At 41.5% G+C, this 23,921-nt stretch carries 17 protein-coding genes, 2 tRNA genes, 3 rRNA genes and 1 pseudogene; 3 read left to right on the top strand and 20 right to left on the bottom strand.

The annotated features are described in order from the left end of the window. The first annotated feature begins 224 nt into the window (after positions 1-224). Positions 225-806: a thymidine kinase gene (locus BV902_RS09560; RefSeq protein WP_075991734.1), complete on the top strand. Its 582-nt coding sequence runs from the start codon at positions 225-227 to the stop codon at positions 804-806. 255 nt (positions 807-1,061) lie between these two features. Here the strand turns inward: BV902_RS09560 and BV902_RS09555 are convergent, their stop codons facing one another. The 19 genes and pseudogenes from BV902_RS09555 to BV902_RS09475 form a co-directional block, all read right to left on the bottom strand. Further along, entirely contained in the window at positions 1,062-3,794 is a 2,733-nt protein-coding gene (locus tag BV902_RS09555) for a carboxypeptidase regulatory-like domain-containing protein (RefSeq protein ID WP_237242053.1), read from the bottom strand. A gap of 46 nt (positions 3,795-3,840) precedes the next feature. Further along, the gene (locus tag BV902_RS09550; protein WP_075991732.1) at positions 3,841-4,182 is read right to left on the bottom strand and encodes a hypothetical protein; all 342 of its coding nucleotides are present in this window, start codon (positions 4,180-4,182) and stop codon (positions 3,841-3,843) included. A gap of 13 nt (positions 4,183-4,195) precedes the next feature. Further along, entirely contained in the window at positions 4,196-4,360 is a 165-nt protein-coding gene (locus BV902_RS27295) for a hypothetical protein (protein WP_157625990.1), read from the bottom strand. A 79-nt stretch (positions 4,361-4,439) separates the two neighbouring features. After that, positions 4,440-4,586 carry a hypothetical protein gene (locus tag BV902_RS27290; protein WP_157625988.1) on the bottom strand — a complete coding sequence of 49 codons (147 nt, stop codon included), beginning with the start codon at positions 4,584-4,586 and terminating at the stop codon, positions 4,440-4,442. A 114-nt stretch (positions 4,587-4,700) separates the two neighbouring features. Further along, entirely contained in the window at positions 4,701-5,075 is a 375-nt protein-coding gene (locus BV902_RS09545) for a hypothetical protein (RefSeq protein ID WP_075991731.1), read from the bottom strand. Between the two features lie 14 nt (positions 5,076-5,089). Continuing rightward, a complete protein-coding gene (locus BV902_RS09540) occupies positions 5,090-5,317 on the bottom strand; it encodes a hypothetical protein (RefSeq protein WP_157625986.1) in 228 nt (75 codons plus the stop codon). A 267-nt stretch (positions 5,318-5,584) separates the two neighbouring features. Then, positions 5,585-7,048, bottom strand: a complete 1,464-nt coding sequence (gene cls / locus BV902_RS09535) for a cardiolipin synthase (RefSeq protein ID WP_075991729.1) — start codon at positions 7,046-7,048, stop codon at positions 5,585-5,587. A gap of 158 nt (positions 7,049-7,206) precedes the next feature. Beyond that, entirely contained in the window at positions 7,207-7,923 is a 717-nt protein-coding gene (locus tag BV902_RS09530) for a sulfite exporter TauE/SafE family protein (protein ID WP_237242052.1), read from the bottom strand. Then, positions 7,901-8,323, bottom strand: coding sequence for a FixH family protein (locus BV902_RS09525; protein WP_075991727.1), 423 nt, complete (start codon positions 8,321-8,323; stop codon positions 7,901-7,903). Before BV902_RS09525 ends, BV902_RS09530 begins: the two co-directional genes overlap by 23 nt. Before the next feature lie 11 nt (positions 8,324-8,334). Further along, complete coding sequence (gene ccoG, locus BV902_RS09520) at positions 8,335-9,723, bottom strand: cytochrome c oxidase accessory protein CcoG (RefSeq protein WP_075991726.1); 1,389 nt, start codon at positions 9,721-9,723, stop codon at positions 8,335-8,337. Positions 9,724-9,738: 15 nt separating this feature from the next. After that, positions 9,739-10,653: a cbb3-type cytochrome c oxidase N-terminal domain-containing protein gene (locus BV902_RS09515; RefSeq protein WP_075991725.1), complete on the bottom strand. Its 915-nt coding sequence runs from the start codon at positions 10,651-10,653 to the stop codon at positions 9,739-9,741. Positions 10,654-10,656: 3 nt separating this feature from the next. Then, positions 10,657-10,854, bottom strand: a complete 198-nt coding sequence (locus tag BV902_RS09510) for a hypothetical protein (protein ID WP_046671935.1) — start codon at positions 10,852-10,854, stop codon at positions 10,657-10,659. A gap of 4 nt (positions 10,855-10,858) precedes the next feature. Then, positions 10,859-12,998: pseudogene (gene ccoN / locus BV902_RS09505) on the bottom strand (cytochrome-c oxidase, cbb3-type subunit I). A 920-nt stretch (positions 12,999-13,918) separates the two neighbouring features. Next, a 5S ribosomal RNA gene (gene rrf, locus BV902_RS09500) occupies positions 13,919-14,030 on the bottom strand. 128 nt (positions 14,031-14,158) lie between these two features. Beyond that, positions 14,159-17,040, bottom strand: a 23S ribosomal RNA gene (locus tag BV902_RS09495). Positions 17,041-17,267: 227 nt separating this feature from the next. Further along, a tRNA-Ala gene (locus tag BV902_RS09490) sits at positions 17,268-17,341 on the bottom strand. Between the two features lie 11 nt (positions 17,342-17,352). Then, positions 17,353-17,426: transfer RNA gene (locus BV902_RS09485), tRNA-Ile, on the bottom strand. Between the two features lie 121 nt (positions 17,427-17,547). Next, positions 17,548-19,077 (bottom strand): 16S ribosomal RNA (locus BV902_RS09480). Together the 16S, 23S and 5S rRNA genes with 2 tRNA genes alongside form the textbook arrangement of a ribosomal RNA operon. Positions 19,078-19,284: 207 nt before the next feature. Then, positions 19,285-19,464, bottom strand: coding sequence for a hypothetical protein (locus BV902_RS09475; protein ID WP_075991724.1), 180 nt, complete (start codon positions 19,462-19,464; stop codon positions 19,285-19,287). Positions 19,465-20,452: 988 nt separating this feature from the next. Here BV902_RS09475 and BV902_RS09470 point away from each other — a divergent pair. Beyond that, entirely contained in the window at positions 20,453-20,875 is a 423-nt protein-coding gene (locus BV902_RS09470; RefSeq protein WP_075991723.1) for a hypothetical protein, read from the top strand. A gap of 718 nt (positions 20,876-21,593) precedes the next feature. Next, a complete protein-coding gene (locus BV902_RS09460; RefSeq protein WP_070567173.1) occupies positions 21,594-22,616 on the top strand; it encodes a LacI family DNA-binding transcriptional regulator in 1,023 nt (340 codons plus the stop codon). 139 nt (positions 22,617-22,755) lie between these two features. On the opposite strand, the gene uxuA is transcribed toward BV902_RS09460, so the two are convergent. Beyond that, complete coding sequence (gene uxuA, locus BV902_RS09455; protein ID WP_075991721.1) at positions 22,756-23,916, bottom strand: mannonate dehydratase; 1,161 nt, start codon at positions 23,914-23,916, stop codon at positions 22,756-22,758. Positions 23,917-23,921: the final 5 nt, after the last annotated feature.

The following is a 23,921-nucleotide window of genomic DNA, read 5'->3' as shown; positions in this document are numbered from 1 at the left end:
GAAATCACCAATTAATCATTTATAATACTTATACCTTCAACCGACCGAAAAGTGGAAAACTCAATCCTTTGATTTAGAAATATTTGGATTTACGTTCACTTTTTTGCTACCCAAATTTAATATTTAATTCTGATATTAGCAGTGTCAAAAACAGAATATAATGGGAGGTCATTTTACAAAAATCACCTTATTTGCAGACCTTCCGACAAAATTAAATTAATCAAATGCTTTTTTCCGAACATAATTTGGCTTTGCGCCCCGCTCAATATGGTAGCATTGAAATTGTCTGTGGCTCGATGTTCTCAGGCAAGACAGAAGAATTGATTCGCAGGCTCAAACGAGCACAATATGCACGTTTGAATGTCGAAATCTTTAAACCATCTGTTGACAAACGATACGATGAAAAGTTGGTCGTTTCTCACGATAGTAATAGCATCCCGTCAACACCCGTTGATCATTCTTCAGCGATCCTACTTTTGAGTTCATCTACCCAAGTTGTCGGAATCGATGAGGCACAATTTTTTGATGACGGTTTGACAGAGGTGTGTGTCAAATTGGCAAATAGTGGTATCCGGGTAATTGTTGCCGGGCTCGATATGGATTTTCAAGGGCAACCATTTGGCCCAATTCCCAATCTAATGGCAGTAGCCGAACACGTTACGAAAGTACATGCGGTTTGCATGCAATGTGGCGCTCCAGCGAATTATTCCTATCGCCTGACCAAGGATACGGAAACCGTACTTTTAGGTGAAAAAGACGCTTATGAACCACGTTGTAGACCCTGTTATTTCCATTTGAATAAATAGCCTGATCAAAAAAGTCAACTAAAAATCTGCCAAAAGTGCTATAAAAACTATTTGGCATAAGATTTGAAATATACTTTATAAATAAGAAGATTAGCGCTATTAATAGCGACAAAATACTTTTCATAATTTAGGTTTATAATTGGTTAGTTAGCACCTCCTTGCCCATCAAGGAGGTGTTTTTTTAATAAAAAAAGAACGCTGCTCTCTTTGACTGAGAACAGCGTTCTTTTTTTGATCAACTCCTATATACAAGGTTTAAGGCTGAACACCGTAGTTTATTACCTTACGGCCAATATTCCCTGTTTGATCCATTCCCTCGACGATTACCTTGTAATTTCCATTTCCGTCGGCATTATAAAACTGAATAGCCGCCTCCCCGGTCTCTGTGATCGAGACTTTAGGATTCCAGTAAATGGTCGTTCTCAAATCGTTTGCAGCCTTTCTTTCCGGCGTATCATATTTCGGAACATAGAACTTCCGCTCTTTAATATACCCCAATGGATACATATCGATTACATTTGATTTAGGCAATAAGCTTTCAATCTCACTCAATGACATCCGTGGTTTCTTCGCTTCCACTTTCTTCGTATAGATTGACACAACACCATTATTTTGATACATTCTGGAGACTGTACCCAATTCATCACGTAAGAAGATTTCGATACCTTCTATATCGGCGACATTGATGCTATTCAATCCGGGCTCATCAATAGCCATACCGTTCAGAAAGAATTGAACAGGTGTACGCCCACCCGCATTATAATCACGAGAAACATAATATTTCAATGTCTGTGGATCATAGGTAATGCCCGTCAATACCGTTTGAAGACACATAGTCAACACGTTACAACCGGTCAAACGTTCGGGTTCAATACGGTGTTCCGGCATGGACAGTCCCGAAATAGAAGGGAAATCTTTATTGGTGATTACTTTCTTCACTACAGCCGTCACTTCGACCTCATCCAAGAGAATCGATTTTCGATACTCTTTTCGGCTATTCGCCAAATAAGGAGCAAAAGCCTGGTCTATATTAGGTACAAAATAACTCTTATAGCCATTATTCTTATCGATCTCGGGGTAAAAGCTCTGGTCCATATTGATAACCAAGCTTCGGTAATTGTCATTCGATCGGGCATTAACCGTTACTTTGGACGAATCCGGGAACACAAGATCCTTAAAGGCGAAACGTCCATTTTGATCTGTATACACATCCTTCTTAATGTTGCGGGAAGGTATCGTCAAAAGTAATCCACCGTTTGGATAAGGACGTCCCGTATTCATCCGCAGGATACCGGACAATTCGATTCCCTGTTCAGGAAGAAAACTGATCTGCGGCAACTTCTCCGCTATGAGCGTCGGGTAGTCAAATCGGCGAAATCCCTGCGTCATTAATAAAGCATCCAAAGCTTTATCCCGATTGGGATTTTTTTCATCAAAATATGAATTAGGGTTCTCTACATTTCCTTTGAGGTCCGAAGTCAACAAAAAGTTGCTCACAATCGATAGATCTGCCTGATCATTATAGGGAACTTTGGATTCGTCTATTACAGCTACTGAATAGCTTCCCGGGAACTTCTGCCCATTGTTGTCTACAGCAAGTTTAAGATTGACCAAGTCTTTAGCCTTATAACTTTGCTTATCGCTGGTAACCTGAATATTTAAAAGCTTTTCGCTTTGAACAAATGCCAAGCGTTCACTGATAGGCTTTCCGTCAGGACTCAATAAGGTAACCTGAACAATACCATTTGGTAAACGCTCTTTCGGAATATTGACCAATGCGGATGAAGATTTCAAATTCACCTGCGCGCCAAAACAGAGATGTCCATTCGACTGAACCAAAACATAATAGGATTGCCCTTGGTTTTTTGAAAAATTCTCTTCACTGGTTACCACGGCAAACTCAGCATTCGTAGCATCCTGTTTTACAAAAACAACATTTGCCTTGTCATTGACAACAGCCGGCAATTTGTATTTGCGTTCCTGTCCATTCTCAAACTTCACAACAGCTTGATAATTTTCTCCCGCGAGCGGCAGAAGAGAAAAATAGCCCATTCCAGTTCCGAAGTCCGCAAACTCCGCTACAGACTTGCCCTTTGAATCTAAAATACTTCCTTTTACCTTTAGCCCTTTCCCATCGGATCCGAGGGCTTTAAATGCCACTTTTTTTGCCAATCCGGCGATAATATCTCCCCCTTCAGGAAAGAATTGCACGTCTGCATCCCATAAGGCATTTTTGAGCAAGAAAGAACTAGACAAAGGTTTTTCATTTTTATTCTCCTGAATGCTAATCTTCAGTTGTCCTTTCTCCAAATTTGCTTTTTCCTTTGCAGACAAATTTATCGTTACTTTCCCTAGACCATCCGTCTCACCTTTACCCTTGTCGAACGTTTCCCATCCCGAGACAAACTCCCAATTGATTTTTGAATTGATCATCGGTTTTCCCGTACGATCGCGGAACTGTATGACAGCTTGGGTTTTATTGCCACCAATGTTATTTTGAAATTCAATGTTTGTAATCAATTTCTTATTGATAACATCACCGATTGGCACCACTTTATTAAAGAAGTAGGCATTATCAAAGTTGGCCATCCATTTTGTGTAAGCCCTAAATCGATAATTGTCCTGCGACATAAATTGAGGATCAAGTACAATCTGCCCATTTCCTACCCCTTTATCCAATGGAATTTTTAGTGTCTGAATCAGGGAATCACGACTGTTCAGTACTTCCACATAAGCTATTTTACTCGGCTCATATTCGGCCAAATTGCGGGATAAATAGGTCGAAAACCAAAGGGTATCCCCTACCGCATAATATGGCTTATCGAAATGTAAATGTACCTTTTCAACTGGGTAGACCTGAAAATATTTCTGAACTCGTTCTACGATCGTATTAATAGGCAACGTAGGTGTCGTCTGGGCATAAGCCGTCCCCATTCCTAACAGTCCTATCGATAAAGTCAACAGTTTTATAGTATTTAACTTAAGCATCTAATTATTAGTGATTTAATTATTCAATGTATCCTAAATTGTGTCCTTAAAATTTCAGCCCACTTTTTTTAGCGTATTGTTTTTGAAGTTTCAAATTAAACTTAATTTCCTTTTCGCTTTGACCTAAATTCTCGGCTCTCACTTTCGTATTATTGATAAATAATTCATTATACACCTCTTTAGCGATTTCTTTTGCACTAGTCTTTTTTTCTAGCTTATTCTCCAAGTCATTAATAACTTCATTACCTAGATTAGAAATTTGCGTTACAGCATCTTTAGTACTATTGATTAAGATGAGTTGATTCTCTAGTGTTTCAATAAATTCCTTTTGGTTCACTACACTCTTGAGTTTATCAAAAATCAGAGTTTCATGTTCAATTGCAGTCATATTCCAAATATAATTATTTCCATTTTATATTATTCAACAATTCATTTTTTAACATTATTTGACGGTTGATAAGCACCAACTCATCAAACAATTCTTTAGTGGCGAACTCTTCACTATTTTGCTGGTTACTCACTGATAGGGAATACAACTCATCCTCGTCCTTATATCCATCCTCCATTGCAGATATTTGTAACGTTAGGCTCTTAGTTTCGTTAGCTAGTTGCTGTAAACGTAAAGGGTCTTTAGTTGTGCGTTGCTCATCTCGAAGTTTTGACTTTTAATTTGATCCCTTGAAGAGCATCAAGTTTTTTTTCTAAAACTTTCACCCTTTTTTGCGCTTCCTCAACATCGACAGATACGCCTAATACTATTTCTTCTTTATTTGAATTGCCTTTAATAGCCATAATTTTTTAGATAATTATTGGCTCCGTGGCAAAGGGTGGAAACAAAAAAGCTACCCAATTGGATAGCCATCATTGTACATACTCTGGTAGGTAATATGTACGGTATTATGTATTTTAATATTCAGCTTTTGTAGCTTCGACACCTTTTATTATATTGAACATCCAATCAAGACGTTTATTATCATTTCGAATCAAGAGATAATTATTTAATTTACCACTTTCAAAATTAAAATCTATAAGACCGTCTGGTTTTACACTAATTCTATATGTTTCATTTTTGTTGTTCTGAATTTTTTCCAATTCGTACAAAAAATCTTTCCCATATATTTCCTTATAAGCTCCCTCTAGATTGGCAATAAGTTCTTCCTTGGAATATCCTTTTTTAATAGTATGTTCATATTGGTAAGGGTCTTTATCCCCCTCACAACTTGTTAGTATGGTTGTCGTCAGCCCTAACATAAGTAACAGTAATAATAAAGATTTTTTCATCCTGTAAATATATATTAAATAATAATCTTCTGCAATTTGCACTTTGATAGTAAGGTATTGTTACTATAGTTCACCTCTAGTAGCTTAAAGTATGTATTACCATCTTCATTTTCCACATAGATTGGCTTAGTAAAATCCAACTCTTCAACCTCTTCTTTTGTAAGATAAATTTCAACTTCCAACACTGTCAAATTGTTATCGATCAGCTCCTTTATTCTATTGGTGTAATATAAATTGAACAATGATTTAGATTTATTTATTGCTGTAAAATCATACGTCATCAAATTGAAAGGAAATAAAAAAACCGCCTTAAAACATGTTTAAAGCGGTTCAAATATATTAAAATGTCGTTAATTAAATCAATAGTTTTATGTGCTTCATTGAAAGTCTTAGAATAAAAAATGAATAGCTAAATATATTCAATTTTGAGCAAAGACCAACCTCATTGGGGTATTTTTAACATTTATTATACCTATCCATAGGGTCATTACCGACTCTTTAAAGGTAATTTAAAGCAATGGAGCCAAAAGCCTACAGATGGAATCAACTCCTCTTTTCCAGCGGCTTCGTTGCATCCATTTTCGGATTGTAATCAGATCTGAGGCCTCAATATCAGCCAAAAATTGCGCATTAAGACGGTCGCAAAGCGCTTTATCCGAGACAATTCCCGAGATTTCAAAATTGATGTAAAAACTTCTGATATCTAAGTTTGTCGTACCGATATAGGCAAGCTTCCCATCAATACAGATGGTTTTGGCATGCAGAAATCCCTTTGTATAAAGGTATACGTTGACTCCTCTTTCCAACAGTGGTTTTATAAACGAGAATGAGGCGTGCTGTACAAAAAACGAATCAGACCGGGCCGGCAACATCAAGTCCACACGGACTCCTGAAGATACCGCGAGCATTAAAGCGGTCGTCAATTGATCGCTGGGAATAAAATATGGCGTACACAACTGTACATATTCTTTTGCTTCGTTGATACCGGCAATAATTGCTTCCATATTGAAAGGCGCTGGCGATCCAGGATCACTGGCTGTAAATCCTACTCCACTCGCATCTTCATCGGTAAGAGGAAATCGGTTTAAATAACCTCGGCCCAATTCAAACGATTCCCCATCTGTCTGGTTCCAGCTGTTCCAAAACTGGATTTGCAACGTATTTACAGCCGCGCCGACAACCATCATAGCTGTATCCCGCCAATAAACCTCATTTTTTCCATTATTGATATACCGATCTGAAATATTGATTCCGCCGACAAAACCTATTTTCCCATCGATCACCGCTATCTTGCGGTGATTTCGGTAGTTGCTATTCGCCAAGGAACTAAAGGTTACTGGAAGGAAAGCTTGAAACACAAAATCGGGTTTATGCCGCCGTAAATATTTAATTACATCTGGAGCACCAAAACTATCCAATATCAGACGTACGGTGACCCCAGCTTTTGCTTTTTCTTCTAGAATATGTAAGATCTCCTGCCCTATTTCATCCATTTCCCAAATATAATATTCCATGTGAATGGAATGCTGCGCAGCTTTAAGACGATCAATAAGTACCGGAAACTTTTCTTCCCCATTGATAAACAGGGTTACATCGTTGTTGAGGGAGAATGTAGAGATCTTCTGATTTTTAAGGTAGCGGTATACCATGGCCAAACTACCGATTCGCTCGTTTAAGGTATCGATATGTTCCTCCATAATTTCAGATTCCTTACGCCAGGCATCCATGAGTTTTTTGGACTGCTCACGATACACACGTTTCATTCTTTTGACCTTTTTAAATTTTTGTCCAAAGAAATAGTAACTGAGTAATCCAATGACAGGTAAGAAAACAATGACCATAATCCAGGCAATGGTCTTGGAAGGGTTACGGTTTTCGATCAGGATCGTTCCGATTACACCAATATAAAGGATGAGTAAGGGGATCCAATAGTATGTTAATGCAATCTGTAAAATATGATGAAGTACCTCCATATTGTTTGCTAAGGGTTTTACCAAACTTAGATAAATTACCTTTTATATGCAATTTAATTGCCTAGCATATATAAGTAATTTATCGATCTCTCCTCTGCTTATTGAGAAATTTATTTATTGAGGAAATATAATACTTAGCATCGACATATTGTTTGTCCTTAAACACAGTTTATTGCACCATCGACATGAATGAATGGACTTAAATAAGGAATGTCTAAATTGGCACCCCGGAGTATAAACCAAATTCCCAATAAGAAATAGAGAAAGGGAACCCATTTTGAAAATCCGATTTTGAAAGATCTGGAGAAATTTCCCAGAAAAGAAAACGCAAACAATAGCGGGATAGTTCCTAAGCCAAAACACAACATAAAAAAGAAACTTTGCTGTGGACTGTCTGCATTTATGGACGACATGAGTGCCATGTAGACCATACCACAGGGCAATAAGCCATTCAGTACGCCAGCAATAAAACTCCCCCCCGGTTTATAGAGCCATTTCGATAATAAGCGTACAATTGGCTGCACAGCCTTCGTCTGCCAGCTAGCGATTTTCCGATTATGCTTACCAATAAGCTGGAATAAAGCAATTCCGATCAAAATAATACCTGTGGCCCAGCTCAAACTTCGCTGCCAACCTTGAATCTGCGCAAATGTTCCGATCGTACCGAGTAAAAGTCCTAAACAACCATAAGTCAGTACCCTTCCGGATTGATACAGTATTTTATTTAAAAAAACGTTCCAACCAAAACCCTGCCTTCCTTCAATAGCAAAAATTAATGGACCACACATTACCGCACAATGTATGCTTCCAAACAATCCCATGAAAAATGCAAAATAGGTATAGCTCATTTCCCTAAAATAAAATATGCTCTTCAAACAAAAAATCTTTACCTACACTCTTCCAGTCAATATACAAATTCCACATTCCTTTATCGAACGTGGAAATGGGCAGTGTATATAAATTACTGGTTGTCTGAAATGGTAATTCTTTATCCAATCGGTTATCCGAAGGTTTTCGAAACAGCAATTTCCCTTTATTTACTTTGGAGACAAAATGAATATACAAGGTATCTTGCCTGATTTCTATCGTCGGTGATTCCTTCATAATCAATACATTTTGCTTTTTATCGTAAGCTTGATCATAATTCAGTCCCTGCTCGTAATAGTCATCTTCTTCCAGACTATCCGAATCGTGACTCACCATGTATATTCCTGCTCCGACTATACACAACATAAATACCGCCAAGGTTAAAAAAATCTTTGTACCCCAATTCATTGTTTTCCATTTTAATTCATACCCGGAGGCGCAATAAAAGTGGTTTTTAAACTTTCCACTTTCTTATCTCCCGAATAGATAGCTAATTTTATATTACTTTTATAGGTCTCCACATCCTTATTCGCGATAATTAGAAAAAAACTCAGTGTCGCATGCCCATCTTTACTCAATTTTTGAATAGGATTGACCAGTTGAATCGTTAAACGCGGATCATCACAGACCAATTTAAAAGGCATTTCTTTACCAGACTTATTAATCAATTCCAAAGAATACAGGTTGCTTATTGTCTTATCATCACGAAGCTGGTAGGTGCTTCCCTTTGCCCGAAGCAATCTTCCATCCACCTGAGAACGATTGAACAACAGAAAACTAAAGACCGACATTAATGCAACCAACACGATAGAATAGGCTATTGCCCTCGTATTGCTTTTTTTCTTCAGTGTTCCTTCAATCTCACCCATTGGATAAAAGCCAATTAACTTTTTAGGCTTTCCAATTTTGTCCATGACAGCATCACAGGCATCAATACAGGCCGTACAGCTTACACATTCTAATTGCAGACCATTTCGAATATCAATTCCTGTGGGGCATACATGTACACAGAGTTTGCAGTCTACACAATCTCCATGTGTCGTCATTGCATCCTTTTGCTGTTTTCCTCTTGGCTCTCCACGTCTATGATCATATGCAACAGTGATACTTTGGTCATCGAGGAGTACGCCCTGCAATCTGCCATAAGGGCAAATTGCAATACATACAATCTCCCTGACGTACGCAAACACACCATAGAAAACCAATGTAAAGATGATTATTGAGATCAATCCACCGATATGTTGGTCCAATGGATCAGTGACAATCTTCATCAGTGCATCAACACCGATGATATAAGACAAAAAGATATTTGAAATGAAAAATGATATGATCAGGAATATACCATGTTTCAAAAACTTTTTCAATTGTTTTTGATCCGTATTGGGTCCAGCATCCAATTTCTTTTGTTGTTGCCAATCACCTTCGATCCAATATTCAATTCGTCTAAATATTAATTCCAAAAAAATGGTCTGGGGGCAAGTCCATCCGCACCATACCCGTCCAAAGACAACAGTAAACAAAACCACACATACCATCACGATTAACATGCCGAATACGAATATGTAGAGATCCTGTGGATAGAACAGATTTCCTAAGATGGAAAACTTTCGCTCAATAATGTTGAACATGAGAAACGGTTCACCATTTATTTTGATAAAAGGAACTACAAACAAGAACAGCAGTAGTGAATACCCAACCCACTGTCTCTTTTTGTAAAGCTCTCCCTGCGGTTTTTTGGCATAAATCCATTGTCTTTTTTTTGACTTAGATCCACCGTTATTGGCATTATTCACGACTACTGTACTCATTGCTATTTCAATTTACTACTCTGCTTTTTTTTCTGTTTCAGCCTGATCGGCTTTGCTCTCATCCGCCGGCTTCTCTCCACTTGCAGCCTGGCCACCGCCATAGGTTACCTCTTCACCTTGCGGAGCTTTTGGATTAGCGGGGTGTGTATCCCTTAAGGTGATAATATAACTGGCAACCTGTGCAATTTGTGCAGGACTTAAGGTTTGTTCCCATGGCACCATTCCTTTATCAGGAACACCATACTTAATGGTTTTGAAGATATCTTTAATCTCGCCACCATGAAGCCAAAACTTATCGGTCAAGTTAGGTCCGATGCCTCCCTCGCCACTACCACCGTGGCAAGCGACACAGTTTGCGGTAAAGATCGCTTTTCCATCAGCTGCCATTTCCGGCTGAAACTCCACGCTACTTTCGTCTACATTGCTCGCAGAAGCAGTAAGATAAGCCTGACGCTCTTTCTCGGCAACGACCATCTCATGTTCATACTCCTGGTCCTGGTTCATTCCGATGCCCGACACCTGATAAACAAATAAGTAAACAAGGCCGAAAAAAATCGTTCCATAAAAAAGAAAATTAAACCAGATCGGAATCGGATTATCCAATTCGCGGATACCATCATACTCATGGTCTATAACAATATCCTTTTCTTCTGAAATCGGTCTGATCCCCATGATCTTGTTCCACGACCTTTTCATCCAGCCCTTATTCGCCGCCTTTTTGAGTTTTTCCTCCTTGGCCAATTCAGGCATGGTAATCTTAATGATGGATTTCATCGCGCGATTGACCATCAATGCCGAAGCAAGAAGAGCCAGCATCACAACGATCAATACAACAATTAAGATATCTGTGTATAAATTATCTGTACCGAATCCTATCGTAGATTGAACAACTTCTGCGGTAGCTGGTGCAGTATCCAATAATAAACTCATATATTATAGACTTTCAGGTGAATGATTCAGTTCCTTTTCTGTTTCATCTTCTTCCAAAGGCAATTCCTTCATATAAGTAACATAGTCTTTTTTCATTCGAAACAACATTATTGCTACTGAAATGAAGAACACCAAGAAGATCCAAAGTGATGCAATTAGATAAAGCTCACTGCCGTTTAGATTTGTTATTTGCTTAAACATGGCTTTATTGATTTGCGTTAACATTATCAGCTACTTTTGGAGCTGCTTTTATATCTGTTCCTAATCGCTGTAAGTATGCAATTACAGCTACAATCTCACGGTCAGCTAACACATTCACTTGATTTTGTTTTAGATCATCAGCAATTTTTTTGTGCCTGTTTGGTAAGATCCTGCTCAGCATGTTCAATTTCCGCATCGGTATAGGGAATTCCCAATTTCCGTAACGCTTTCATTTTATCTTGCAGAATAGAATTATCTAGCTTCTGATCGATCAACCAAGGATATGTTGGCATAATACTTCCTGGCGAGGTAATCGTCGGATCCAACAGGTGATCAAAGTGCCATTTATTTGGGTATTTTCCACCGATTCGATGCAGATCTGGTCCCGTCCGCTTCGAACCCCATAAAAACGGTGTATCGTAAACAAACTCTCCCGCCTTACTATACTCTCCGTAACGGGCAGTTTCGGATCTAAATGGACGAATAGTTTGCGTGTGACAGTTTACACAACCTTCTCTCACGTAGAGATCCCTTCCCTGCAGTTCCAATGCTGTATAAGGTTTTACACTCGCAATCGTTGGAACGTTTTTAGAAATTGTAAAAGTCGGCACCATCTCCACCATACCCCCGATGAGGATCGCAATAAGAGCCAGTACCATAAATAAAATTGGCTTACGTTCAAGGCGACGGTGTTGAGACTGTTCGTTTACTTGAACCGGCAATAATGCAGGAGCTTCTGCAGGCTCATTGGCCAAAAGCTTCCCTTTTTGCATAGTTTTGATCAAGTTGAACGTCATTAGGAACACGCCCGATAGATAAAGTGCACCACCTAGTGCACGCATCATGTGCATTGGCAAAATTTCCAATGTTGTCGCAAGGAAGTTGGGATATTTCAAAACCCCTTCCGGTGTAAATTCTTTCCACATCAAGCCTTGTACTACAGCTGCCCAATACATCGGGATCGCATAGAACAAAATACCCAAGGTACCTATCCAAAAGTGCGTTGATGCCAATTTTTTAGAATATAACTCCGTTTTATAAATACGTGGTATCAACCAGTACAGAATACCGAATGTCATAAAGCCGTTCCATCCCAATGCACCTACGTGTACGTGTGCTACGATCCAGTCGGTAAAGTGAGCAATTGCATTCACCTGCTTTAAAGATAGCATAGGGCCTTCGAAAGTCGCCATACCATAACAAGTAAGGGCCACGACCATGAATTTTAACATAGGCTCTGTCCGCACCTTATCCCAGGCACCACGTAAGGTCAACAAGCCATTGATCATACCGCCCCAACTCGGAGCAATCAACATAATGGAGAATACAACCCCTAAAGACTGTACCCAACCAGGTAGCGCCGTATAGAGCAAATGGTGAGGACCTGCCCAGATATAAATAAAGATTAAAGACCAAAAGTGAAGAATACTTAACTTGTAAGAGTAAACTGGACGGTTGGCCATCTTAGGAAGGAAATAATACATCATTCCCAAATAAGGAGTTGTCAAGAAAAAAGCAACTGCATTGTGACCATACCACCATTGTACCAGCGCATCCTGTACGCCTTTGTAGACATAATAGCTTTTCCATCCAGCTACAGGTAATTGGATGGAGTTAACAATATGTAATACCGCTACTGTAACAAATGTGGCAATATAGAACCAAACAGCGACATACATGTGACGTTCGCGTCGTTTGATAATAGTACCGAACATATTGATTCCGAATACGACCCAAATGAGGGTAATTGCGATATCAATAGGCCATTCCATTTCGGCATACTCATGGCTTGAAGTAAGACCGAGTGGGAGTGTAATAGCCGAGGCAACAATAATTAATTGCCAACCCCAAAAATGGAGCTTACTCAAAGCATCACTGAACATTCTTGCTTTAAGCACCCGCTGTAAGGAGTAATACACTCCCATAAAAATACCATTACCTACGAAAGCAAAAATCACCGCATTGGTATGCACAGGACGTACACGGCCAAATGTTGTAAATTGCAATCCAAAGTTCATCTGGGGCCAAACAAGCTGCGTTGCCACAAGCAATCCTATGGTCATACCAACTATCCCCCAAATAATGGTAGCGATTCCGAAATTCCTGACAATCTTGTTGTCGTAATTAAATTGCTCTAACTGCATTACTTAAATTGTTGATTCTGATTCAAAAATAAGCAGCAATTTATGACAATCTAATGATGGACAATGCGTACAAAAGTGATGTACGTCACTTTTTTATTAACCGATTAAAAGGGTTAGTTAGCAATTTCGACCATTGGTTGTAAATGACTTAGGGAAAATAGAGATCTTGAAAGATACTTTTTACAATTAAATCAGACATCAATAGTGACCGCAGTCACATTTCCTGCAGTTTAATACCCTGTTTCAATGGCAATATGAGTTAAAATCACTGTCCCATACACACGAATTTATTCCACAAACATCGAGACTATCGGCACGAAATGAATTGTAACTATAGCGCATCAAACCTCATCAAAGTAGCAAACCTTAATCTGCAGACTTATTTCACTATTCGCCGGTAGCAAGGGAGTTAAAGATTCGTAACAGATTAGTGGTGGGATTAGCTTGAACTGGCTTCTGTGTACTGTTATAGCATAATTTAGTTAACCACTGTAGAAAAGCCACTTATTAAAAGAATATGGGCTCAGCCTGAGTTTTGTAATACCCCTTGGCTACGACAGTGCAGCATAGCAGCGGAGCACAGTGATGACTGCATGACCGCCTGCTCCTGCTATGACTGGTACCATTTTACCTGTATACTTCCCAACCGAATAGCATATATAGCATTACAAGTAGCTACTGCAAGGCCAATTGATATGCAGCTATAGCATACAGGTAAAAAGTAATAGGATTTGACACGGTCAGTGCAGATTGCAGGACTGCTACCGTTTGCGGAACAGCTACCGATGGCCGGGCTCACCGACGGTCCTGTGCTGCGATAACCGATAGGCGGAGGATAGGCAATGGCCTGTACAGCGAAATACGGAAGTATCCAAACGAAAGAAGCCCTTGACTGTTTCCAGCAAGGGCTTCCGTGTAAAAAAAGGCACCGACCTACTCTCCCACCTGTTACGGCAATACCATCGGCTCTGGCGGGCTTGACTGCTCTGTTCGGAATGGGAAGAGGTAGACACCGCCGATATAGGCACCTAAAAATCTTTATTGGATGATCTATGATATTCTTATCATGTGATTCATGCCAACTGACATAGCTATTGAAAGAGGTTCGTTTCCTGTTTGTTTCTTAAAAATTAAAGAGGAAGACAACAGTGTCTGTCTGCTTGAGAAAGCTTCGGGCTATTAGTACCACTTGGCTTTGGTCTCTCAACCTTTACACCTATGGCCTATCAACGTAGTCATCTTCTACGACCCTATAAGGAAGTCTCATCTCGTGGCTAGTTTCGCACTTAGATGCTTTCAGCGCTTATCTATTCCAGACGTAGCTACCCTGCCGTACACCTGGCGGCATAACAGGTTCACCAGAGGTCTGTCCAACCCGGTCCTCTCGTACTAAGGTCAGATCCACTCAAACTTCCAACGCCCACAACAGATAGGGACCGAACTGTCTCGCGACGTTCTGAACCCAGCTCGCGTGCCACTTTAATGGGCGAACAGCCCAACCCTTGGGACCTTCTCCAGCCCCAGGATGTGACGAGCCGACATCGAGGTGCCAAACCTCCCCGTCGATATGAGCTCTTGGGGGAGATCAGCCTGTTATCCCCAGCGTACCTTTTATCCTTTGAGCGATGGCCCTTCCATACAGAACCACCGGATCACTATGTCCGTCTTTCGACCCTGTTCGACTTGTCGGTCTCACAGTCAAGCAAGCTTATGCCATTGCACTCCACGTACGGTTACCAAGCGTACTGAGCTTACCTTTGAAAGCCTCCGTTACCTTTTTGGAGGCGACCACCCCAGTCAAACTACCCACCAAACAATGTCCTCGGCATTGCCGAGTTAGAAACCGAATACAGAAAGGGCGGTATTTCAAGGTTGATTCCATGACTCCTGGCGAAGCCACTTCAACATCTCCCGCCTATCCTACACATCCTGTACCCAATCTCAATGTTAAGCTATAGTGAAGGTGCATGGGGTCTTTCCGTCCCGTTGCGGGTAATCGGCGTCTTCACCGATACCACAATTTCACCGAGCTCATGGCTGAGACAGCGCCCAGATCGTTACACCATTCGTGCAGGTCGGAACTTACCCGACAAGGAATTTCGCTACCTTAGGACCGTTATAGTTACGGCCGCCGTTTACTGGGGCTTCGATTCAATGCTTCTCTTGCGATGACATCCCCTCTTAACCTTCCAGCACCGGGCAGGTGTCAGGCCTTATACTTCATCTTGCGATTTTGCAAAGCCATATGTTTTTGTTAAACAGTCGCCTGGGCCTTTTCACTGCGGCTGCTCTTACGAGACAGCGCCCCTTCTCCCGAAGTTACAGGGCCATTTTGCCGAGTTCCTTAGCCATGACTCACTCGAGCACCTTAGGATTCTCTCCTCGACCACCTGTGTCGGTTTGCGGTACGGGTCTTCATAACCTGAAGCTTAGCGGGTTTTCTTGGAAGTCTGTTTACCTGCTCTATCAGCGCCACCGGAGCTTTGCTGTACTATTGGGGTTCAGCAGGGTCGGCGGATTTGCCTACCGTCCCTATACCTACGCCTTTCAACGAACTATTCCGTCAGTTCGCGGCAGTGTCACTACTCCGTCACCACATCGCAGTTATGAAGAGTACTGGAATATTAACCAGTTGTCCATCGGCTTGCCCCCTTCGGGTGCGCCTTAGGTCCCGACTGACCCTGATCCGATTAACGTTGATCAGGAAACCTTGGTCTTTCGGTGGGCGGGTTTCTCACCCGCCTTATCGTTACTTATGCCTACATTTGCTTTTCCATAACCTCCACAGTTCATTGCCAAACTGCTTCCCCGGCGATGGAATGCTCCCCTACCAGATGCACATCTTTCAGTACAAATCCATAGCTTCGGTACCGTTCTTGATGCCCGTTTATTATCCACGCCCGGCCGCTCGACTAGTGAGCTGTTACGCACTCTTTAAATGAATGGCTGCTTCCAAGCCAACATCCTAGCTGTCTGGGCAACCGGACCTCGTTAGTTCAACTTAGAACGAATTTGGGGACCTTAGCTGATGGTCTGGGTTCTTTCCCTCTCGGCCTTGGACCTTAGCACCCAAAGCCTCACTGCCGGCTATATTTGATAGCATTCGGAGTTCGTCTGGATTTGGTAGGATTTGACTCCCCCGCACCCAATCGGTAGCTCTACCTCTATCAAACTCTACGCCGACGCTGTTCCTAAAAACATTTCGGGGAGTACGAGCTATTTCCCAGTTTGATTGGCCTTTCACCCCTACCCTCAGGTCATCCGGAAACTTTTCAACGTTTATCGGTTCGGTCCTCCATTACATGTTACTGCAACTTCAACCTGCCCAAGGGTAGATCACAAGGTTTCGCGTCTACCTCATCTGACTATGCGCCCTATTAAGACTCGCTTTCGCTTCGGCTGCGTCCCTGAAGGACTTAACCTTGCCAGACAAGAGTAACTCGTAGGCTCATTATGCAAAAGGCACGCTGTCACAGGACCTGCCTGCTCCAACCGCTTGTAAGCACACGGTTTCAGGTTCTTTTCACTCCCCTGTTCGGGGTTCTTTTCACCTTTCCCTCACGGTACTGGTTCACTATCGGTCTCTCAGGAGTATTTAGCCTTACCAGATGGTGCTGGTGGATTCCCACAGGATTTCTCCGGTCCCGCGGTACTCAGGATACCACTATGTCAACATTCTTTACCTGTACGGGGCTCTCACCCTTGTCGCGCAGTTTCCCACCTGCTTCCAGTTCATAGCGCTGTACAATCTCGTGGTCCTACAACCCCGACCATGCCGTAACATGATCGGTTTGGGCTCTTTCCCGTTCGCTCGCCACTACTTGGGAAATCATTGTTATTTTCTTCTCCTACGCCTACTTAGATGTTTCAGTTCAGCGCGTTCGCGTTTTATACGACTATTCTTCAAATAGTCAGGTTGCCCCATTCGGAAATCTCTGGATCAAGTCGCATTTGCCAATCCCCAAAGCTTATCGCAGCTTATCACGTCCTTCTTCGCCTCTGAGAGCCTAGGCATCCCCCGTGTGCCCTTATTTACTTTCTTCACCGGCATAGCCTTTTGCTACTATGCGGCTGCTTTTGATATATATACCCGTATGCTAGGTTCGGGATCGTTCGGCATTCACCGAGGGCCTCTCCCTTACTTCAAACACATACACGTATTGTCTCTATACTGTTGTCTTCTCTTGTAATTTTTTTTCTCTTTCAATATGTCAAAGAACTCTTTTTCCGGTATCCTGAAGTATATCGCTATACACTTCACCGGTGATGTGGAGAATAACGGATTCGAACCGTTGACCCCCTGCGTGCAAGGCAGGTGCTCTAGCCAGCTGAGCTAATTCCCCATTCGTTTTCGTAGTCCCGAGCAGATTTGAACTGCTGACCCCTACATTATCAGTGTAGTGCTCTAACCAACTGAGCTACGGGACTAGCTTATCTTGTTCATCTCTTTCTCTCGGTCCTGCTCCTTTCGGGGCGGGCACTTTCTTCTGATGTTTTTTCTTCTTGCAATCATATGTAACGTGACGAGCACCGATCTTCGATACTCTAGAAAGGAGGTATTCCAGCCGCACCTTCCGGTACGGCTACCTTGTTACGACTTAGCCCCAATTATCGGTTTTACCCTAACACGCTCCTTTCGGTAACATGCTTTAGGTACCCCCAACTTTCATGGCTTGACGGGCGGTGTGTACAAGGCCCGGGAACGTATTCACCGCGTCATTGCTGATACGCGATTACTAGCGAATCCAACTTCATGGGGTCGAGTTGCAGACCCCAATCCGAACTGTGAATGGCTTTTAGAGATTAGCATCATATTGCTATGTAGCTGCCCGCTGTACCATCCATTGTAGCACGTGTGTAGCCCCGGACGTAAGGGCCATGATGACTTGACGTCGTCCCCACCTTCCTCTCTGTTTGCACAGGCAGTCTGTTTAGAGTCCCCACCATTACATGCTGGCAACTAAACATAGGGGTTGCGCTCGTTGCGGGACTTAACCCAACACCTCACGGCACGAGCTGACGACAGCCATGCAGCACCTAGTTTCGTGTCCCGAAGGACGAGTGCGTCTCTGCACTCTTCACTAACTTTCAAGCCCGGGTAAGGTTCCTCGCGTATCATCGAATTAAACCACATGCTCCTCCGCTTGTGCGGGCCCCCGTCAATTCCTTTGAGTTTCACCCTTGCGGGCGTACTCCCCAGGTGGATAACTTAACGCTTTCGCTGGGACGCTGGCTGTCTATCGCCAACATCGAGTTATCATCGTTTAGGGCGTGGACTACCAGGGTATCTAATCCTGTTCGATCCCCACGCTTTCGTGCATCAGCGTCAATACCAGCTTAGTGAGCTGCCTTCGCAATCGGAGTTCTAAGACATATCTATGCATTTCACCGCTACTTGTCTTATTCCGCCCACTTCAAATGGATTCAAGCCCATCAGTATCAAAGGCACTGCGATGGTTGAGCCACCGTATTTCACCCCTGACTTAATAGGCCGCCTACGCACCCTTTAAACCCAATAAATCCGGATAACGCTCGGATCCTCCGTATTACCGCGGCTGCTGGCACGGAGTTAGCCGATCCTTATTCTTCCAGTACATTCAGCTCTCTACTCGTAAAGAGGTTTATTCCTGGACAAAAGCAGTTTACAACCCATAGGGCAGTCTTCCTGCACGCGGCATGGCTGGTTCAGGCTTCCGCCCATTGACCAATATTCCTTACTGCTGCCTCCCGTAGGAGTCTGGTCCGTGTCTCAGTACCAGTGTGGGGGATTCTCCTCTCAGAGCCCCTAGACATCGTCGCCTTGGTAAGCCGTTACCCTACCAACTAGCTAATGTCACGCGAGCCCATCTCTATCCTATAAATATTTAATAATTCCTCGATGCCGGGAAATTATATTATGCGGTGTTAATCTCTCTTTCGAGAGGCTATCCCCCTGATAGAGGTAGGTTGCTCACGCGTTACGCACCCGTGCGCCACTCTCACCATCTTCGAGCAAGCTCTCCGATGGATCCCGTCCGACTTGCATGTATTAGGCCTGCCGCTAGCGTTCATCCTGAGCCAGGATCAAACTCTCCATTGTAAAATGAAGTTTTTGATTCCAACTATTTATAATAATCAGAATTCTTTTTTTATATCTCTGATCTTGGATCGAATTGAACGAATTACTTGAATTTGTTCATGACTTTCGTTTGTCTACTCGTCACGCTTACATGATTGTGTTTTCTTAAAGAACTTTGTCGCTTCAACTTCCGTATCTGCTTTATTCCGATAGGCATTGCGCCCCTCTTTATCGTTTTGTTTTTCCCTTCGTTTCCGTTGGGACTGCAAAGGTAGAAATCTTTTCTGAACTTCCAAAAACTTTTTGAAGTTTTTTTTTCTTTTCCCTTTTTTCGATTTCCGCGTTTAAACTTAAACCGGGCGGGATTTTTGATCCTGCCAGGCTTCTCTTAAACCCTTCTTTTTTCATGATTCCCTCTTTCGGGGTAACCGTCCCTCCCTTGCGGAGTGGTGCAAAGATAGGGAGTTTTCGGGCAGACTTCCAAGCCTTTTGTTCTTATTTATTTCATTTTGTCCCTAACTACCTGTAACGGTGCGAGATTCTTTTTCATTTTAGCGACGGAAGCTGCAGAGGGAGGCGAAAAACAGCTGATCCTGCACCCGAAATGGGGACAGGGAAGTCCAAGGTACCGTGAAATGGGCTCCCCCGAGGTTTAACGGAGGGATTTCAGCACCGGCGGCAGGGGCAAACATAAGCAACACTTTCTTACCTGTTTACTTAGGGTTAGTTTAGGGTTTAGTTAGGGTTAGTTTAGGTATAGTATAGGTATAAGCTAATCAAAACCTAACTTAATGCTAAGCTAAGTATAAACAAAAGCTAAACTAAAGAATAAGAAGTTCAGAATTATTTTTATCGAGAGGGTAACTAGGGGTCTGCTCGGAGGTAGGCCTCCGGCTGCCGCGCAGGATCTGGGGGGACCTCCTGTTCCGCTCTCCACAGGCTTCGTGCCATGTTCGGGGAAGATTTGCACTGACTCCGTGTTTTGTCCGTGTTGAGTCCGTGTTCCGTCCGACCCCGACATGGAGACAGAACCCGCTCACGATGGACACACCTTGCTCACAGGGCGAACCTAAGACCTATCTAAACCCTGTCCAGGCTCTTTCAGAGTCAAACATGAGTCGCACCGCAGCCGAAAACAAGTCGAACTGGATCCGACCCCCTGCCCTAGAAATAACAAAGAATAACCAAAAAACAACAAACACTCGGACTAGCATAGGATACATAAGCCGAAAAACTTTTCATTCGCTTCCCATATCCCGGCTATCCTTCGTCTTACTTTGATTTATCTTATTTTTATACACAATTGTGTAGTATTTCAACATCTTGTAGTAAACAGCCCAATGTTTTAAATGAAGGTAGCAGCAAAATTGAACTATCTAGTGCTTTGAGGACTTCGATGAATTCAAATATTCAAAACATCATAGCCTTAAAAAGTAAAAGCAATAACTTATCTACAATAGATCTAGCTATACAAGCGAATAAAAATATCTCATCTTCTATACAACAAGATAGAATCAATCTTTTAGAAGAAATATCAACAAAAACAAATAGTACTGATATTATCAATATTCTTTCTCAAAATAATGTGATAAACGAGAAGGAAAAAGAAATATTTATTAATTTATCCAATGAACTTTATTATTCTGCGGCTCCACAACAAACACTCAATAAATACAGTGGTATTTTAAAAGAGAACGGAATATACAGTAAATACGAAAGTGTATTTTTAGCATTAACATATACTGCAGAAGTTCACCCAGAATTTTTATCTTTAAGAGAAAAAATATATTTGTTAAATCAGCATCAAATAACAAATTGACAAAAAGCTTTTTATCATCATGTGCTGGTGCATCTGTTGGCCTTGCCTTAGCTTTTGTTGGATTAGCTGCTAGTGGAGCTTCTGTCGTTGGAGCTGGTATGGTGCTGTAGGATTTATATATGCAAGTGCTCAATGGGGAGAAGCTTGTCGATAAATTATAATGATATGTTCAAAATAAATAAAAAGGTAATCTTTATCGCTTTTGTAGTATGCCTGTTTTTTTTAGGTTTAGGGGTCAATGATATAACTCATATCTATAGAGACACTCATCAATTGAAATTTGCTGATTTATCACCACTTATACCATACGTCATTTCAGGCTCAATTTTTTTCTATATTCTTTATATAAAGAAAGATAGGACAACTACCTCAGAAAATTAGTAGCTAGGGAAACCTTTTTTTCTAGTTACTAATTTCTTTCTATTACCTCATCTATTAGAACTTTTGAAGTTGCTTTTCATTCGCTACCCATCCCCAGCTAGCCTTCGTCTTGCATTGAAGAGGGATTGGAAAAAGGATAAAAAGGGGATTTCAGAAAAAAAGGAGTGCCGGAAAAGCTCCAAGATAAAAATTATCTCAAAAACACACAGGAAATCCTGCCAATCAAATCCATTGACTAAATCCCAACCGACCATAGATAATGGCTAATTATGAAGATAAAAACGCATTTATACATTTTTTTATGTAGATTTATCTTCTTAAAATAACCACCAGAGCGATGAGCAGAACTACCCTGAAAGATATAGCGTTGGCACTCAATATTTCTGTTTCGACGGTTTCCAAAGCATTATCAGACAGCTACGAAATAAGTGAAGCGACTAAAAAGATGGTTCAGGAATATGCCAAAAAGCATAATTTCCACCCAAATAAGTTGGCACGGAGCTTAAAAATAGGAAAATCCAATACAATAGGGGTTATTGTATCCAACATTAGCAATACATTCGTTTCACAAATCCTCGATGGAATTCAAATAGCCTCTCAACAGACGGTCTATGACGTTATTTTCATGCAAAGCCGGGAAGACGAACGGATCGAAAAAAATTGTATTGACGTCTTACGCATGCGCGGTATTGATGGCTTAATGATATCTCCGGTTTCTTCCGATTCAAATATTGAAGAGCTAAAAGCATTGATAAAATCGCAGATCCCCGTCGTTATTTTTGATCGTATCAATCACCAGCTCGACACATTCAAGGTTGGTGTCAATAATTTCCAGGGTTCATATAATGCCACAAAGCATCTCATCGAACAAGGTAAAAAGAATATTTTGCATATCACCGGAAAGAACTTAGGTGTGGCAGCCGAACGATTAAATGGCTTCAAATCTGCTTTATCAGATGCGGGGATTCCTTTTGATACTAGACATTATATCGAATGTAGTTTTAATAATACCACCGATATAGACGAAACAATTCGGGAGATTTTGCGCAAAGAATATCTTGAACATAAAAGTATAGATGCAATTTTCGGTGCTACGGATGTTATTACAACTCGAACACTAGGTATTTTGGCTGAGCTTCAGATTCAAGTCCCTTCCGAGGTCGCGGTTATTGGTTTTTCAAACACACAGATAGCAGCTTCCTTAAATCCGGCACTATCCACAATTGTACAACCGGCAACAGAAATTGGGGAACTGGCGACAAATAAATTAATCGCCACCATTAACCAAACAAGACCAATACATGAATTTGAAACGATTGAGCTTCCAACACAGCTCATCATTCGCAAATCTTCCTTATAATTCTTTTGATTATAATCTCGCCGACATACTTAAAACAAAACAGTCGGGAAATAAGAAGTTAGCTCTCCTATTTCCCGACTGTCTTTATGCGACCTCTATTACAGGTCATAATCTCTAATCTTCGCCCGAATTATTGGTATCATTCACCAACAATACCATACTCTAGGCCCCGTAATTCCGCAAGCCCTCTCAATCTTCCAATGGCAGAATACCCTGGATTTGTTACTTTATTCAGATCATCCAGCATCTGATGGCCGTGATCTGGTCTGAATGGGATCGCTGTTGATCGCAATTGATTTTCAGCAACCAGGATTTTCATGATTTTATACATATTGACATCCCCATCCAAATGGTCTGCCTCATAAAAGCTTCCGATCGCATCTTTCCTCACATTCCGTAAGTGAACAAAGTTTACCCGTCCTTTAATATTTTCTAAGATAGCCGGCAGATCGTTTGTCTGACTGGCCCCCAAAGATCCTGTACAAAAGCAGACACCATTAAATCGTTGTGGAACCGCATTCAAAAAATAATCGAAATCTGCACCATTACTGGCGATGCGGGGCAAACCTAAAATAGGATACGGTGGATCATCGGGATGAATGGTCATACATATACCGTTCTCCTCACAAGTTGCCGCAATTCCCTGAAGGAAATAAACCAAATTATCGCGTAAACCATCTTTCCCAATATGTTTATAGGTATCAATGCTCGCCTTTAAGGCATCCAATTCCACATTTTTCTCTCCGGGGATCCCCATTAAGACAACATTTGCCAATTCTTCTTTTTGCTGTTCGGAAATTTCATCAAATCGTAAAGTCGCACGTTTAACAACATCCTCTGGATACGCTGTCTGTGCCTCATCACGTTTCAATATAAAAATATCAAACAGTGCCAAATCAATCCAGTCAAAATACAATGCTTTTGAACCATCCGCCATGGTTAAATCCAATTGTGTACGTGTCCAGTCCAGCACCGGCATAAAATTATAACAAATTGTTTTGATGCCGCATTGTGCAAGATTGGTTAAAGTCTCATTATATTTCTGGAGGTATTCATCGACCCTAGCACCTTTTGTCTTAATCTCCTCGTGTACTGTCACACTTTCCACAACAGACCAAGTAAGGCCAGCATCTTCTATAATGCGTTTTCTTTCTTGAATATCGGCAAGTGGCCATACCTCACCGTGTGGAATATGATGTAATGCCGTAACAATACCAGTAGCTCCAGCCTGTTTGATATCTTGTAAAGATACCGGGTCATTGGGACCATACCAACGCCAGGTTTGTTCTAATTTTCTCATCTTAA

The organism is Sphingobacterium sp. B29 (assembly GCF_001952815.1).
In the GTDB taxonomy this organism is placed as follows: domain Bacteria; phylum Bacteroidota; class Bacteroidia; order Sphingobacteriales; family Sphingobacteriaceae; genus Sphingobacterium; species Sphingobacterium siyangense.
This window is presented reverse-complemented; position numbering and strand designations above follow the sequence as displayed.